The 14648-nt window shown below is 68.7% G+C and carries 13 protein-coding genes and 1 pseudogene; 7 read left to right on the forward strand and 7 right to left on the reverse strand.

Annotated elements, in window-relative coordinates; translation table 11 throughout:
- Nucleotides 1-135 precede the first annotated feature (135 nt).
- Nucleotides 136-1206 carry an endonuclease/exonuclease/phosphatase family protein gene (locus PMI14_RS06800; RefSeq protein WP_007851874.1) on the reverse strand — a complete coding sequence of 357 codons (1071 nt, stop codon included), beginning with the start codon at nucleotides 1204-1206 and terminating at the stop codon, nucleotides 136-138.
- A 249-nt stretch (nucleotides 1207-1455) separates the two neighbouring features.
- On the opposite strand from PMI14_RS06800, the gene PMI14_RS06805 reads away from it, so the two are divergent.
- The 6 genes and pseudogenes from PMI14_RS06805 (at nucleotide 1456) to PMI14_RS06830 (ending at nucleotide 8460) form a co-directional block, all read left to right on the forward strand.
- On the forward strand, nucleotides 1456-2493 hold the full coding sequence (locus PMI14_RS06805) for a zinc-dependent alcohol dehydrogenase family protein (protein ID WP_007851876.1): 1038 nt from the start codon (nucleotides 1456-1458) through the stop codon (nucleotides 2491-2493).
- A 44-nt stretch (nucleotides 2494-2537) separates the two neighbouring features.
- Nucleotides 2538-3131, forward strand: a complete 594-nt coding sequence (locus PMI14_RS06810; protein ID WP_007851879.1) for an NAD(P)H-dependent oxidoreductase — start codon at nucleotides 2538-2540, stop codon at nucleotides 3129-3131.
- An 11-nt stretch (nucleotides 3132-3142) separates the two neighbouring features.
- Nucleotides 3143-4297, forward strand: coding sequence for a hypothetical protein (locus tag PMI14_RS06815; protein WP_007851882.1), 1155 nt, complete (start codon nucleotides 3143-3145; stop codon nucleotides 4295-4297).
- Nucleotides 4294-7107 (forward strand): cation-translocating P-type ATPase, encoded by a 2814-nt coding sequence (locus PMI14_RS06820; protein ID WP_007851883.1) that lies wholly within the window; start codon nucleotides 4294-4296, stop codon nucleotides 7105-7107. The genes PMI14_RS06815 and PMI14_RS06820 overlap by 4 nt, the downstream gene beginning before the upstream one ends.
- A 178-nt stretch (nucleotides 7108-7285) precedes the next feature.
- Nucleotides 7286-7606, forward strand: a pseudogene (locus tag PMI14_RS06825) (Crp/Fnr family transcriptional regulator); the annotation flags it as partial.
- A 155-nt stretch (nucleotides 7607-7761) separates the two neighbouring features.
- On the forward strand, nucleotides 7762-8460 hold the full coding sequence (locus PMI14_RS06830) for a Crp/Fnr family transcriptional regulator (protein WP_007851886.1): 699 nt from the start codon (nucleotides 7762-7764) through the stop codon (nucleotides 8458-8460).
- On the opposite strand, the gene PMI14_RS33405 is transcribed toward PMI14_RS06830, so the two are convergent.
- From PMI14_RS33405 to PMI14_RS06860, 6 genes are all read right to left on the reverse strand, one after another.
- Entirely contained in the window at nucleotides 8433-8990 is a 558-nt protein-coding gene (locus tag PMI14_RS33405; protein WP_007851887.1) for a BON domain-containing protein, read from the reverse strand. The genes PMI14_RS06830 and PMI14_RS33405 overlap by 28 nt on opposite strands.
- 120 nt (nucleotides 8991-9110) lie before the next feature.
- On the reverse strand, nucleotides 9111-10610 hold the full coding sequence (locus PMI14_RS06840; protein WP_081497285.1) for a DUF2142 domain-containing protein: 1500 nt from the start codon (nucleotides 10608-10610) through the stop codon (nucleotides 9111-9113).
- A 373-nt stretch (nucleotides 10611-10983) separates the two neighbouring features.
- Nucleotides 10984-11307 (reverse strand): hypothetical protein, encoded by a 324-nt coding sequence (locus PMI14_RS06845; RefSeq protein WP_007851890.1) that lies wholly within the window; start codon nucleotides 11305-11307, stop codon nucleotides 10984-10986.
- A 36-nt stretch (nucleotides 11308-11343) separates the two neighbouring features.
- Entirely contained in the window at nucleotides 11344-11736 is a 393-nt protein-coding gene (locus tag PMI14_RS06850) for a hypothetical protein (protein WP_146187953.1), read from the reverse strand.
- A 59-nt stretch (nucleotides 11737-11795) separates the two neighbouring features.
- Nucleotides 11796-12077: a hypothetical protein gene (locus PMI14_RS06855; protein WP_007851894.1), complete on the reverse strand. Its 282-nt coding sequence runs from the start codon at nucleotides 12075-12077 to the stop codon at nucleotides 11796-11798.
- A 28-nt stretch (nucleotides 12078-12105) separates the two neighbouring features.
- Complete coding sequence (locus tag PMI14_RS06860) at nucleotides 12106-13059, reverse strand: alpha/beta hydrolase (protein WP_007851897.1); 954 nt, start codon at nucleotides 13057-13059, stop codon at nucleotides 12106-12108.
- A 233-nt stretch (nucleotides 13060-13292) separates the two neighbouring features.
- Here PMI14_RS06860 and PMI14_RS06865 point away from each other — a divergent pair.
- Nucleotides 13293-14648: HAMP domain-containing protein (locus PMI14_RS06865; RefSeq protein ID WP_007851900.1), on the forward strand; the 1356-nt coding region annotated here is incomplete at its 3' end.

Genomic DNA, 14648 nt, shown 5'->3' on the forward strand with positions numbered 1-14648 from the left:
CCGCGCTTCGCGCATCCATCCGCATGCCGGGGCCAGCGCGGGGGTGAAATGAATGATGACATGCCCTGGCACCGGCAAGCGCCGCCGTGGGCAGGCAAATGGGTGATGCCGCGCCCGCTGGTGGCGGGTGTGCTTTCAGCCCACCGGCTGCGGGGCTGCAGGCGCCGGCTGGGCCTGCTGCGGCCCCATCTGCAGCCTCAGCAGCGCGCGCACGAAACCGTGGTCCGAGCGCGTGCGGTCGCGGCCCTCGTGCAGGTGGTCGTTGAAGTAGTCCACGCGGCGCACGTCGCCCAGGCTGTTGCGCCCGCGGGGCAGGAACTCCTCGCTCACCAGGATCTGGTCCAGCACCGAAGGCGAGCCCTGGTGGATGTGGGAGAAGGCCACGTCCTTCTTGAGCGCCATCTCGCCCTGCAGGTCGTAGGCGTTGAACAGCGCCACGTCGCGGGCCGAGCGGTCGTAGGCGATCTCGGTGGTGGCGCAGATGAGCTGCGTGGTCACGCTGTCGGGCGTGTCGTTGAAGTCGCCCATCACCACCAGCGGCACGCTGGTGCGCTGCAGCAGGTCGATCACCAGGCAGCGCAGTGCCATGGCCTCGGCGCCGCGCATCACCAGCGAGCGCAGCGAGGCCAGCGCGCCCACCTTGCGGTCGTCCTTGTCCTCCAGCGCATGGCCATTGGCGTCCTGCAGGAACTTGGGGCGCTTGGACTTGAGGTGGGCCGTGAGCACATTCACCCGCTGCCCATGCTTCATGCGCAGCGTGGCCACCAGGGGCGGCCGCTCGAAGCGCGTGTGCAGGCCCAGCCCCGGCACGTCGACCTGGAAGGCCGGCGGAAACTGGGCGAACGACTGCAGCGCCTCCACCTTCAGCCGCGTGGCCAGGCCCACGCGCGGCGTGCCCTGGGCGCCATGGCGCGTGGCGTCGTTTTCGGCACCGGGCACCGCCACGAAGTCGTAGCGCAGCCCGCTGTGCGCGATGGCCGCCTTCAGGGCCGCCTCGTCCCACACCTCCTGCACGGCCAGCACGTCCGCGTTGAGCGTGCGAAACCGGTGGCCCAGCCACTCCACCTTGCGCCCGTACTCGGCCTCGGTGTAGGCGTCCTGGTTGGGGTAGAACATGCGGCCCGGGTTGGCCAGGTTGAGCACGTTGCAGGTGGCCACCATCAGCGTGTCCAGGGGTGGGGGCGTGTCGGCAGGGGTGGGGCGCATGGGGTGGGTAGCAGGGCAGGAGGTTGGAACAGTGAAGGGGCTTGCCTCACGGCGGGGCATCAAACGTCCATCCTAGCCGGCTTTGGTTGCAATGGCCCTGCAAGGCCTCTGTCTGGCAGGCTTGATCAGGGTCAAACGCCGGTTGAATAAGGCAACTCTCTGAGAGATTCGTGCGCCAGCGCACTGACAGCCACCTGGATGGCGCAGACAGTGGATCGGCACCCTGACCACCCAAAAGGACTCCTCACCATGCTCGCCCTCGTGTACCACGGCCCCGGCCAGAAAAAGCTGGACGAACGCCCCAAGCCCACCATCCAGGACGCCACCGACGCCGTCGTGCGCATCACCCGCACCACCATCTGCGGCACCGACCTGCACATCCTCAAGGGCGACGTGCCGACCTGCCAGCCCGGCACCACCCTGGGCCACGAAGGCGTGGGCGTCATCGACTCGGTGGGCCCGGGCGTCACCACCTTCAAGCCCGGCGACCGGGTGCTCATCTCCTGCATCAGCGCCTGCGGGCGCTGCGAAAACTGCCGCAAGGGCATGTACTCGCACTGCAGCACCGGTGGCTGGGTGCTGGGCCACCGCATCGACGGCACCCAGGCCGAGTTTGTGCGCATCCCGCATGCCGACACCAGCCTGTACCCGATTCCCGACGGCGCGGATGAAGAGGCGCTGGTCATGCTCAGCGACATCCTGCCCACCGGCTTCGAGTGCGGCGTGCTCAACGGCAAGGTGCAGCCCGGCTCCACGGTGGCCATCGTCGGCGCCGGTCCCATCGGTCTGGCGGCGCTGCTCACGGCGCAGCTGTATTCGCCCTCGGAGATCATCATGATCGACCTGGACGACAACCGCCTGGCCGTGGGCAAGCGCTTCGGCGCCACGGCCACGGTCAACAGCGCCGATGGCACCGCAGCCCAGCAGGTGATGGCGCTGACCGGGGGGCGGGGTGTGGACACGGCCATCGAGGCCGTCGGCATCCCGGCCACCTTTACGATGTGCGAGGACATCGTGGCGGCGGGTGGCACCATCGCCAATGTGGGCGTGCATGGCGTCAAGGCCGACCTGCACCTGGAGCGGCTGTGGTCGCACAACATCACCATCACCACGCGCCTGGTCGATACCGTGTCGATGCCCATGCTGCTCAAGACCGTGCATTCCCGGCGCATCGACGCCAAGCAGCTCATCACCCACCGCTTCCAGCTCGCGGACATCCTGCAGGCCTACGACACGTTTGGCCGGGCCGCAGAGACCAAGGCGCTCAAAGTGATCATCGAGGCATGAGCGATCTCCTGGCCAGAGGGGGACGGCCTGCCGGGAACCCTCCCATGCCCCGCCAACGAGTCCTGCTGATCCAGGGCCACCCCGACGCGAGCGAGCCCCACCTGTGCCATGCGTTGGCGCGGGCCTACGCGGCCGGCGCGGGCGATGCGGGTCACGCCATACGCCAGGTCGATGTAGCCGGGCTCGACTTTCCGCTGCTGCGCAGCCAGAAGGAATGGGAAGCCGGCGTGCTCCCGCCAGCACTGCAGCCGGCGCAGGACGACATCCGCTGGGCCGAGCACATCGTGCTGTTCTTCCCCCTTTGGCTGGGCGACATGCCGGCATTGCTCAAGGGCTTTCTGGAGCAGGTGGCCCGGCCCGGCTTTGCCTTTTCGCAGGAGGCCGGAGGCAACACCTTCGGCAAGAAGGGCCTGACAGGCCGCTCGGCACGCGTGGTGGCCACGATGGGCATGCCCGCAATCGTCTACCGCTGGTACTTCCGGGCCCACAGCATCAAGTCCCTGGAGCGCAACATCCTGGGCTTGTGCGGCATCTCGCCAGTCCATGAAACGCTGATCGGCATGAGCGGCGACCTCAAGCCTGCGGACGCCGTGCAATGGATCGCCAGGTTACGGCGTCTTGGCCAGCGCGCCCAATAAGGAACTGCACCATGCATCGACGCCAATTCGCCAGGGTGACCGGTGGCGCCGCCATCATCGCCGCCACGGCCGCTTCTTCGGGCTGCAGCCAGCACATGCCCCCGGCTGCGATCGCGCCATGGCAGGGCCCCGGGCAGGAGGCCGATGTCCGCCGGTGGATCCTTGGCTACGCCATCCTGGCGCCGCACTCCCACAACCTGCAGTCGTGGCGCGTCGACCTCGGGACACCCGGCGAGATGGTGCTGCGTTGCGACCTCCATCGCCTGCTGCCTGCCACCGATCCGTTCTCGCGCCAGACCATGATGAGCCACGGCACGTTTCTGGAGCTGCTCGACATGGCGGCGCGCGAGCGTGGCCTGCGGGCGGACATCACGCTGTTTCCCGAAGGCGAATTCGCGCCCGGGCAGATTGACCAGCGCCCCGTGGCGCGCGTGCGGCTGTCGCCCGACCCGGCGGTGCAGAAAGACCCGCTGTTCGCCCATGTCCTGCAGCGCCGCACCAACCGCCAGCTGTACGATCTCCAGCGCCCGGTGCCGGCCGCCGCATGGCAGGCCATGGCCGACGCCGTCGCCCCCCATCCATCGCGGTTGGGCTTCGTGGGCACGGACCAGGCCGACCTGATGGCCCAGCACCGCGACATCGCGGCGCAGGCATGGCGCATCGAGATGGTCACGCCGCGCGTGGTGCTCGAGACCTACCAGGTGCTGCGGGTAGGGGCTGCCGAAATCGAAAAGTACCGCGACGGCCTCTACGTGCTGGATCCCACGGTCGTGTGGCTCAATCGTTTCGGGCTGTTCGACCGCAGCAAGGCCCCGGCCCCCGATGACTACGCCACCACCAGCCAGATCGAAGACTTCGGCAAGAAGCTGGCGTCCACGCCTGCCTTCCTGTGGATGGTGACCGAGGGCAATGACCGCCGCACGCAGATTGGCGCCGGGCGCGCCTACGTGCGGGTGCAGCTCGCCGCCACAGCACAGGGGTTGGCGATGCAGCCCCTGCAGCAGGCTTTGCAGGAATACCCAGAACAAGCCGCCCCCCATGCCCGCATCGGGCGCCTGATCGACGCGCCGGAGCCGGCGCACACGGTGCAGATGTGGGCGCGCGTGGGCTTCGCCCCGCCTGTTGACCCTGCGCCACGCCGGGGCGTACCGGCGCTGTTCGCATGACCTTGCCGCCGCCGCCGGACTTTACGACCCAGAACGCCGATGCCCTCGCAAAAGGCCTGGGTACCGACCTGCAGCACGGCCTTGCCGTGCAGGAAGCCGCGAGGCGCCTTGCCCAGGATGGCCCCAACGAACTCCGGGCCACCCCCCGCACCGCTGCCTGGCGCCGCCTGTTGTCGCAGTTTCAGGACCCCCTCATCTACCTGTTGCTGGGCGCAATCGTGGTGTCGCTGCTGGCATGGGTGTTCGAGGGCCTGCAGGGCTGGCCTGTGGACGCCATCGTCGTCGCGGCCATCGTCCTCCTCAACGGGGTGCTGGGCCATGTGCAGGAAGCCAAGGCGCACGACGCCGTGGCCGCGCTGGCACGCATGAGCGCACCCACGGCCTCCGTGGTGCGCGGCGGCCAGGTGCAGCGGGTGCCGAGCGCGCAGTTGGTCAAGGGCGACCTGCTGGTCCTGGCCGAGGGCGATGCCACACCCGCCGATGCCCGCCTGGTGCGCGCGGCCTCGCTGCGCATGCAGGAGAGCTCTCTCACCGGCGAGAGCGAGGCCGTGCCCAAGGACCCCGCGCCCCTGCCCAGCCCCGCAGCACTGGGCGACCAATTGAACATGGTGTTCAAGGGCACCTTTGTCGCGCAGGGGAGCGGCAGAGCGCTGGTCGTCGCCACCGGCATGGCCACGCAGATGGGCTCGATTGCCGGCATGCTCGCCGCCACGGTGGAGCAGCCCACGCCGCTGGAAAGGGAAATCGTCCACATCGGGCGCATGCTGGGCGTGGCCGTGCTGGCCATCGCCGCCGTGGTGGTGGGCACCATTTTGCTCATCTCCCGGCCCGACAGCATGGCCGAGGTCGTCGGCGTGCTGCTGCTGGGTGTGGCGCTGGCGGTGGCGGCCGTGCCCGAGGGGCTGCCCGCCATCCTCTCGGTGGTGCTGGCCCTGGGGGTGCAGCGCATGGCCAGGCACCACGCCATCATCAAGAACCAGTCGTCGGTGGAGACGCTGGGCGCCACCTCGGTCATCTGCACCGACAAGACCGGCACGCTCACGCGCGCGGAGATGACCGTGGTGCGCATCGTGACCGCCTCGGGCACCACGGCCGTCACGGGCGTGGGCTATGCCCCCGAAGGGAAGGTGCTATCGGCCGGCACGCCCTTGCAGCCGGGCCTGCTGCATGCCGAGCAGGTGGTGCTGCTCAGTGGCGGTAGCCTGGCGGGCAACGCATCGTTGCAGCAGGCCGACAACGGCGCCTGGCAAGTCCACGGCGACCCCACCGAGGCCGCGTTCCTGGTGGCCGAGCACAAACTGGGCCTCACCGCGCGGCGCAAGCAGCGGTTCGAGCGCATTGCGGAGCACCCTTTCACCTCCGAGCGCAAGCGCATGTCCACCATCGAGCGCGACCGAGAGCACGGCGGCGAGCGGGTGCTCATCTGCAAGGGCGCGCCCGACGTGCTGCTGGGCCTGTGCACGCACGCCCGGGTGGGAATGGATGTGGTGGCGCTGGACGACCGCCTGCGCGCGAAGATCCTGGCCGATGTGGACGCACTCTCGGGCGACGCCCTGCGCACGCTGGCGGTGGCGTACCGCCCCTTGGCCGCGCACGAGGACCTGCAGGCGCAGGATGCGCTGGAGCGCGACCTCGTCTTCGTGGGCACGGCGGGCATCATCGACCCCCCGCGCGAAGAGGCAGCGGTGGCGATCCGCGAGGCAGGGCGGGCCGGCATCCGGGTCATCATGATCACCGGCGATCACCCGCGGACGGCGGCACGCATCGCGGCCGACCTGGGGCTGGTGCCGCCCGGTGCCACAGCGCTCACCGGGGCCGAGCTCGATGCGCTGGACGGCGCGGCCTTCGCCGAGGCGGTGCGCCACACCTGGGTCTTCGCCCGCGTGGCGCCCGCGCACAAGCTGCGCATCGTGGCCGCCCTGCAGGCCGACGGCCACGTCGTCGCGATGACCGGGGACGGCGTGAACGACGCCCCCGCGCTCAAGGCCGCCGACATCGGCGTGGCCATGGGCGTGACCGGCACCGAGGTGGCCAAGGGCGCGGCCCGCATGGTCCTGGCCGACGACAACTTCGCCACCATCATCGAAGCCGTGCGAGAGGGGCGTGGCATCTTCGACAACATCCGCAAGTTCTTGCGCTACCTGCTGTCGTCCAACATGGGCGAGGTGCTGACCGTGTTCCTGGGTGTGGTGGGGGCCGGTGTCATCGGCCTGGCGGTCCCCGGCGGCGCGCTGGTGCTGCCGCTGCTGGCCACGCAGATCCTGTGGCTGAACCTGATCACCGACTCCTGGCCCGCGCTGGCGATGGGCATGGACCCGGCCAGCGACGACGCCATGGCGCGCAAGCCCCGCCATCCGGGCGAGCGGGTGATCGACGCCGCCATGTGGTGGGGCGTGGTACAGGTCGGCGTTGTCGTGGCCGTGGCCACCCTGATCACCATGGACATGTACCTGCCGGGCGGCCTGATCGAGGGCGGGCGCGACCTGGCCAACGCACGCACGGCGGGCTTCACCGTGCTGGTCTTCGCCCACCTGTTCAACTGCTTCAACGCCCGCTCCGAGACCACCAGCGCGTTCGCCAACCTGGCCACCAACCCCTGGCTGTGGGGCGCAGTGGCCCTGTCCGCCCTGCTGCAGGTGGCAGTGGTGCACCTGGAGGTCTTGAACCTGGCCTTCGGCACCGCACCGCTGTCGCCAGGCCAGTGGCTGGTGTGTGCCGCGATGGGCAGCACCGTGCTTTGGTTCAGCGAGTTGCGCAAGCTGCTCACAAGGTGGAGCCCGCGAACGCCACGGCACTGGCATCCACGATGATCCCCATCATCCGAGCGTGCTCCTGGCGGTGCATACTCCGGGCATCAACGTGGTCGGCATGACCATGTTGCTGCAGTTCCTCGTGGTGAGCTTCGGCTTCATCCTGCCCGTCAACGCACCGCAGAGCATGGTTGCCCGAGGCACCGGTACTTTTGATGCCTGCGACTTCGTGCGCACCACCCAGATGGCGCAGACGGCGGTGTGCAACCGCCACCATACGCCGGACCAGCAACTGTGCCGCTGGCTGCGGCTGAGCCTGGACCGCCTGCAGGGCAACCAGCTGGTGATGACGCAGGAGCTGATCGCCAACATGCTTGGTGTGCGGCGCGAGGGCGTGACAGAAGCGGCGCTCAAGCTGCAGAAAGCGGCGCTGATCAGCTACGCGCGCGGCCACATCAGCGTGCTGGACCGCCCAGGGCTCGAAGCACGTACCTGCGAGTGCTACAGCGTGGTCAAGCGGGAATATGACCGGCTGCTGCCGGGGACCGTTGCCACCTAGGGCCGGCGCCTATGTGTGCTGCCAGACAGACAGACAGTCAGCCGCTGCCGCTGCTCCCACACTGGCGCTCCGCCCCACCGTCCGAAGAACAGGCTTGGAGATGGGTAGACGGTGCCTGGCTTTCCAGGTGCCGCATGACACGAGTACCAAAGGCCATGGCACCCACCGAAAACCAACTCCTGGAACGGCTTCCGCCGGCTGCGCGCGCGAAGCTGCTGGACCAGTGCGAGCCCTTCGAGCTCACCCTGTCGGCCGAACTGAGCGCGCCCGGCAGCCCCTTGAGCCACGCCTATTTTCCACGCGGGGGCTTTGTCTCGCTGGTGGTGGGCGTGGACAGGCACCCCTCGCTGGAGGTGGGCATGGTGGGACGCGAGGCCATGCTGGGGGCCGAACTCATTCTGGGCGCCGCCAGCACCCCCTGGCGGGCATTGGTGCAGGGCGCGGGCGCCAGCTGGCGCATCGGCGCGGCTGCATTGCGCGCGGAAAGTTCCTCCAACCCGGCCCTGCTGCGGCTGCTGCAGTGCAGCGTGCTGGTACGGCTGCACCAGCAGGCCACCGCCTCCGCGTGCGAGCGGTACCACACCATCCGCCCGCGCCTGGCGCGCTGGTTGCTGATGAGCCAGGACCGTGCAGGCAGGGATCGCTTTCACGTCACCCAGGAGTTTCTGGCCCTGATGCTGGGCGTGCGCCGCGTAGGGGTCACGGTGGCTGCCAGCGAGCTGCAGGACAGCGGCCTGATCTCCTACCGCCGGGGTGAGATGACGGTGCTGGACCGCCTGGGCATGCAGGCCCAGGCCTGCAGCTGCTATGCAGCCGACAAGGCCATCTACACCGAGCTCATGGGAGACGCATAGCCCCTCTGAGTCGCTTCGCGCCTTCCCAAGGGGACAGCCTCAGCGCGGCGGGGGCTGGCCTGGGGCGCACCGGGGCCCTCGATGGGACCGGGTGTTCCGCTGAGCGCGAAGCCCGCCCTGGCCCCGGCGACATCGGGCGCCTTGCGCGGCCCGGCACCGGACTCCCGGTCCTGCGCGCGCGTGACCAGGATGCTTTCGACCCTGATGACGCCCGGCACGTTGCTCACGATGAACAGTGCCAGCTCGACCTGTGTCGGGTCGTCAGCGGGCCCGCTGAGCAGCGTGGCGCCCTGGATCACGTCGACGGCCATGCGGGTGCTGCCAATCACCGGCGAAAGCAGCAGAGCCGCCTCGATGCGAGCGCTGAGCACGCTGTCGTCCAGCGTGGCCTCGACAGCGGCAAGGCGGTCGGTCGGCAACAGCGCCACGCCATCGCCCCATTGGCACCCCGGCACGGCCACCAGAAGGAACACCCCGACCATGGCGCCGGCCAGGCAGACACCCACACGCACAGCGGTGGTATTCAACATGGCAAGGGCCCTCGGAGCAGCGGTTGCCAGCGGCAACCATGGGGCCAGTGTCACCCTTGCGCAGGCCGGCGTCCGTTCGCGAGCGCACGCAGCGCAGATGGGCGCCGGCGCTGGCCCGCGTCAGAACGCTGCCAGTTGGTAGCGGCCATACAGCGTCACTCCCAGCACGAGGAGAAAGTACGCCGCCATCGCGCCGCCCACCCCGAACTCGGTGGCCTGCTGAATGGGGGTGCGCTCATGCTCCAGCGGCCCGATCGCCAGAGCGAACAGCAGCGCCGGTATGATGAAGTAGCGCCCCTGCAAGCCCGATATGGCGGTAGCCGGGTAATCGTTCCAGGTGACCGACAGCGCAAAGAAGACCAGCAGCGTGCTGGCGACGGCGCAGGCCGTCAGCACGGCGCGCAGCAGGGTGTACTGCCGCTCCTCGCGCTGCGCGTAGGCCGTGGCCAGCAGTGCCAGGGCAGCCAGCACGGCCCAGATGCCGCGGATCGCCGGCTTGGGGATGAAGGCGTCGAGCCAGCCCAGGATGCCGACGAACGAGTCGGCCAGGAAGGTCCCCTTGTCCGGGTCCGCCAGCGTGCTGCCGACGAGGCCCAGGAAATACAGCGGGTCCCCCAGGTAGATCTGCACGATCTGCAGCGTGGTGTGCGAACGCACGACCCGCGCATCCGTCGTGGTCAGCAGCACGAACAGCGTCCAGCCCAGGCTGGCCGCGCACAGCAGCACGAAAGCGCCGAGCCGGGCCCGCGAGAAGCGCTGGCACAGCAGCAACAGCGGGATCGCCAGCAGGGGCAGCAGGTTGGTGCGCGAGGTGACGAGCACGAAGGTGAAGCCCGCGATGGCGGCAAACCGCCAGCGGCAGGGCGGTGCGGTGCCGCCCTTGCTCGGGGCCTGGTACTCCACAATGGTCAGCCCCGCGAGCACCAGCATCATGGCAATGCACAGGCCATCGATGGTCGGCGACAGGATCTGGAAGGCCGACATCGGCATCAGCACCAGGGCGCGCACCAGCAGGTTGGGCGGCAGCAGCTGCCATGCCCAGGCCAGCAGGGCCAGCACCGTGAACGTCACCAGGGCGCGCGTGAAGTCGTAGCTGGCCCGCATCGACCAGTCCAGGTGGCGCGAGATGGCCAGGCCGACGGCGTGCGGCAGGTAGATCAGCGGTATGTAGTAGGCCGAGCCGGCAACGTCCACGAACTGCCTGCTGTTCGCCCACCTGTGCTGCGATGCCTGGTCCATGAGCCAGGCGGCAGAAACATCCTGTCTGTCGGGCCCCGCGATCTTGAGCATCCACTGCGCGAATTGCACCAGGTGCTGGTCTGCATAACCGCCGCTATAACCCTTGGCGTCCGGGGCGGGCTTTTGCAGCAGCAAATGGCCATTGCCGATCATGTCGGCACGGAACAGATGAACGACTTCGTCCGGCGACTGAAAGGCGGGAATCAACCGCGCCATTCCAACGGCCAGAAGAAATGCGAGGCACAGTAATCCGATTTGCAAGGGGAGCCGCATCCCGCCTCGCATCGGCACTGCTGGCTCAGCACGCAGCGGCGCACTTGCCGCGGTACTGCCAGGCCTTGTGGCCAGCGTTGGTGGGTCGGCCCCGAGGGTGGCTTGCATTCGAGTATCTTCCTGCACTGTTGGGTTTATGCTTTTTGTGTTTCGAGAGATCCCGGCAGTGCCTGGAGAGAGTTTGTGCCTTTGAATCGGCCAAGTCCATTCCCGCCTTCATGGCCATGGAAGAAAAAAATCGGGCTGCGGAAATTCAAGGCGATGGATATCCATCGCCGGGCGCGATCAGCAATTGAAAATGGTGGAAACGGCATCCGGACTGGTGTACACCAGAAAATCGAAACGTGAACCATTGTGGCGCGAGCCCGGGTTCACGAGCAGTGATTACCGTCACGTCCCGGTGGCGCTTGGGGCAAGGGCGCCGCCCCATTCTAGCTGCGGCCGGGCAGCGAATGCCCGCGCGCGTTCGTTGTTCAGTCCGTCACTCCGACAGTGCCACGCCGTGCAGCGACTGCTGCGTGACCTTGGCATAGGCCAGCACCGCGATGAGCTTGTGCAGCAGGGTGCGGTCGTCGCTCTCCAGGGGGTGGGCCAGGAGCGGCACCAGGTGCGAGAGCGCCTGCTCGACCTCCTGCGTCGAAAACGTCTGGTCCTCGTAGAGGCCGAAGATGCGGTGCAGGAAGAACGAGTCGGCATGCGCGAGCAGGCGCAGGATCGCCGGCAGCTCATGGTGGTCGATGCTGCCGACATGGTGGGCCGGGTTGCGGATCTGGGGGCCGTTGCCGGCGATGAAGTCGAGTGCCATGGGCTGCTGGGGGGGGGCGTTGCGCGTCGGGACGGCTCAGGCGACCGCGGCCTTGCCTGCGTGGTAGGTGGCCAGGGCCGAGGCAATGGCAGAGGGCCAGTAGAACAGCGCGATCGCGATGACCGTCGCCACCCAGCCCAGGTAGATGCACCAGAAGTGGCACCGGCCCTTCGAGCTCGCCTGGCGCCAGGTCATCACCGACAGCAGCAGCAACTGGGCCGGCAGCACCGTCAGCAGGATGTAGTGCACCCGCAGCGTGGGCGACACCTCGGAATCGGTGAAGGCGTAGGCCAGGAAGGAGCCTGCGCTTTGCAGGAAGGGCACGCCGGAGGAGGCATCGGGCGACAGCAGCATGAACCAGACGCCCAGTGGTAGCGCAGCGCTGAAGGCGAACTCCAGGCTGGCGATGCGCAGTTCGGACAGCTTCATTTTGGGGGCGGGGCGGTTGGGTTCCAACGGTGGGGCAGGCTGGGGGGTGTGCATGCCGGTCAACCTGCAAAAGCCACCGGGGGCGCAGCCGGCGGACGCGGCTGCACCTTGAGCAGCAGCCAGGTCAGCAGCGGCAGCACGCAGAGCCACTTGATGAAGTCCACCGCGGCGGAGGGCAGCGCCGCCGCGAGCACGCCGATGCCCTGCGCCACCTGCAGCCATGTGATCGCGGGCAGGGTCCGGGACAGAGGCGGCGCCCACCAGCCGGGCGGCGGCATCCACAGTGCGGTCACGGCCACGCAGGCCAGGCTGCACAGGAGAGGGGTCTTCCAGCGGTGCATGGTGCTCACTCCCATGGTGGACAAGGATTCAGGCCGCGCAGGCCTGCGCCACGGTGCGCACGGCCCGCTGGTCCAGGACCAGGCCGATATGGCTGGTGCCGGGCACCACGGCCACGGGCACGGGCCGGCCGGCCTGGGCGAACAGGGGGGCATAGCGGTCGGTGTGGAACACCTCGTCGTCCTGCCCGGCCACGATGGACAGCGCCCTGCGGGCCTGGCGGATATCGCCCAGGTAGTTCCCCCGGGGCCGGAAGTTCATCGCCACGGTGTACGAATAGCTGGGCGTGAGGTGGGGGCGCGAGGCCTCGTCCAGCGCAAAGCGCAGCACCACCAGATGGTTCCACCAGCGGATACCCAGCTGGTTGAGCAGGCGCAGCGCCAGCAGGCGCGGCAGGCCGACCGATGCCCAGCCCCCCACGTCGGGCCGCGCGGTGGGCGCGTTCTGGTGCAGAAAGGGCGCCAGCAGCACATAGCGCTCGAACAGGCCTTGCCGGGCGCTGCCGGCAAAGCGCAGCGCAAAGCCGCCGCCCGCGGAGAAACCCATCAGCGTCTGCGGCCCCGCATGGGGCACTGCGCGCAGGAAATCCTCCAGGTCATCCTCCATCTGCCCCAAGTAGGACGCCTGCCCGCGCGCGCCGGAATCCCCGTGCCCGCGCATGTCCAGGGCCGCGACCTCGTACCCCGCAGCGGCCAGCGCCTGGGCCAGCACATGCATGGAGCGCGCGCGCGACGAGGAGCCATGCACCAGCACCACACGCTGGTGCGGCGCGGCGGGCGATCCCGTCGGCGCATACGCATGCCAGGCCAGCCGCGTGCCATCGCGCGCCGCATAGCGCTGCACCGGGGGCAGGCCGCTGAAGTCCACGCCCTCGAAGGGGCTGTTCACGCTGGCCAGCGGCGCGATGTCCCGCGGCCCGCCCCAGGCGATGGCCGCGGCCAGGCCCGCGAGCGCGGCGATCAGCAGGACGGCGAGGAGGGTCATCGGCAGGCACGGGAAAGTGAGTGTGGGCGCCATTGTGGCGAGATTCCCCGCGCTCGGGCAGCACTCAAATGGGTGATACGCCGGGCGTGCCGGGCCGCTTTGCAGGGCCCGCTTCCTGTCGGTTCTCTCCTACAGCGATAAATTTACAAAGGGCTACACTCATCTCGCGCTCTCGCGGGGGGCAGGTAGGTTGGTTTGTCTCAACGAAATTCTCGAAAGGCGAGTGCAGTTCCATGACGCAGACCGTTGCACCCGAGTCCGTGGACCAGAAACCGCCAGCCCGCGAGCATGCCCTGGGCGCTTCGGCTCCGGACGCGCTGGGCGAGGCGCGATCGCGGCAGATCCTGTCGGCGCTGCTGTCCTTTGCCGAAGGCGACTTCCAGGCACGCTTGCCGGTCGACTGGCCCGGCACGGACGGCCGCATCGCCGAAGCCTTCAACCAGACCATCCGGCAGGCCGCTGGGTTCACCGGCGAGGTCGCCCGCCTGAACGAGACGGTCGGCAAGGAAGGCCGGCTGGCGCAGCGCCTCACGGCACCCGCGGCGCAGGGCAGCTGGGCGGCGCAGGTCGTCGCCCTCAACACTCTGGTGGACGACCTGGTGCGGCCCACCACCGACATCGCGCGCACCATCGGCGCGGTGGCCAAGGGCGACCTCGGCCAGCCCATGGCGCTGCAGGTCGATGGCCGCGCGCTCAAGGGCGAGTTCCACCGCTCGGCCGAGCTCGTCAACACCATGATCGAGCAGCTCTCGGTGTTCACCTCCGAGGTGACGCGCGTGGCGCGCGAGGTCGGCATCGAGGGCAAGCTGGGCGGCCAGGCGCAGGTCAAGGGCGTCTCGGGCGTCTGGAAGGACCTGACCGAGTCGGTCAACCAGATGGCCGGCAACCTCACGGCGCAGGTGCGCAACATCGCCGATGTGACCATTGCCGTGGCCAACGGCGACCTGTCCAAGAAGATCACGGTGGATGTGCGCGGCGAGATCCTGCAGCTCAAGGAGGCGACCAACACCATGGTCGACCAGCTGCGCTCCTTCGCCTCCGAGGTGACGCGCGTGGCGCGCGAGGTCGGCACCGATGGCCGCCTGGGCGGCCAGGCTGTGGTGCCCGGCGTGGCGGGCACCTGGAAGGACCTGACCGACTCGGTCAACTCCATGGCCAACAACCTGACCTCTCAGGTGCGCAACATCGCCACCGTGACCACGGCCGTGGCGCGCGGCGACCTCTCGCGCAAGATCACGGTGGAGGTCAAGGGCGAGATCCTGGAGCTCAAGGAAACCATCAACACCATGGTCGACCAGCTCAACGGCTTCTCGTCCGAGGTGACGCGGGTGGCGCGCGAGGTGGGCACCGAGGGCAAGCTCGGCGGCCAGGCCCAGGTGCCCGGCATTGCCGGCACCTGGAAGGACCTGACCGACTCGGTCAACTCCATGGCCAGCAACCTCACGGGCCAGGTGCGCAACATCGCCGGCGTGGCCACCGCCATCGCCAAGGGCGACCTGTCCTCCAAGATCACGGTGGAGGTCAAGGGCGAGATCCTGGCATTGAAGGAAACCATCAACACCATGGTGGACCAGCTCAACGGCTTTGCC

It is taken from the genome of Acidovorax sp. CF316 (assembly GCF_000276605.1).
Taxonomy (GTDB): domain Bacteria; phylum Pseudomonadota; class Gammaproteobacteria; order Burkholderiales; family Burkholderiaceae_C; genus Acidovorax.

Bases quoted from the DNA above. Each gene is read 5' to 3' on its own strand.
- PMI14_RS06850 (WP_146187953.1), bottom strand. From the start codon at position 11,736: ATGAAGCTGTCCGAACTGCGCATCGCCAGCCTGGAGTTCGCCTTCAGC.
- PMI14_RS06845 (WP_007851890.1), bottom strand. From the start codon at position 11,307: ATGGCACTCGACTTCATCGCCGGCAACGGCCCCCAGATCCGCAACCCG.
- PMI14_RS06805 (WP_007851876.1), top strand. From the start codon at position 1,456: ATGCTCGCCCTCGTGTACCACGGCCCCGGCCAGAAAAAGCTGGACGAA.
- PMI14_RS06855 (WP_007851894.1), bottom strand. From the start codon at position 12,077: ATGCACCGCTGGAAGACCCCTCTCCTGTGCAGCCTGGCCTGCGTGGCC.
- PMI14_RS06800 (WP_007851874.1), bottom strand. From the start codon at position 1,206: ATGCGCCCCACCCCTGCCGACACGCCCCCACCCCTGGACACGCTGATG.
- PMI14_RS33405 (WP_007851887.1), bottom strand. From the start codon at position 8,990: ATGTTGAATACCACCGCTGTGCGTGTGGGTGTCTGCCTGGCCGGCGCC.
- PMI14_RS06815 (WP_007851882.1), top strand. From the start codon at position 3,143: ATGCATCGACGCCAATTCGCCAGGGTGACCGGTGGCGCCGCCATCATC.
- PMI14_RS06840 (WP_081497285.1), bottom strand. From the start codon at position 10,610: ATGCAAGCCACCCTCGGGGCCGACCCACCAACGCTGGCCACAAGGCCT.
- PMI14_RS06820 (WP_007851883.1), top strand. From the start codon at position 4,294: ATGACCTTGCCGCCGCCGCCGGACTTTACGACCCAGAACGCCGATGCC.
- PMI14_RS06860 (WP_007851897.1), bottom strand. From the start codon at position 13,059: ATGACCCTCCTCGCCGTCCTGCTGATCGCCGCGCTCGCGGGCCTGGCC.
- PMI14_RS06810 (WP_007851879.1), top strand. From the start codon at position 2,538: ATGCCCCGCCAACGAGTCCTGCTGATCCAGGGCCACCCCGACGCGAGC.
- PMI14_RS06830 (WP_007851886.1), top strand. From the start codon at position 7,762: ATGGCACCCACCGAAAACCAACTCCTGGAACGGCTTCCGCCGGCTGCG.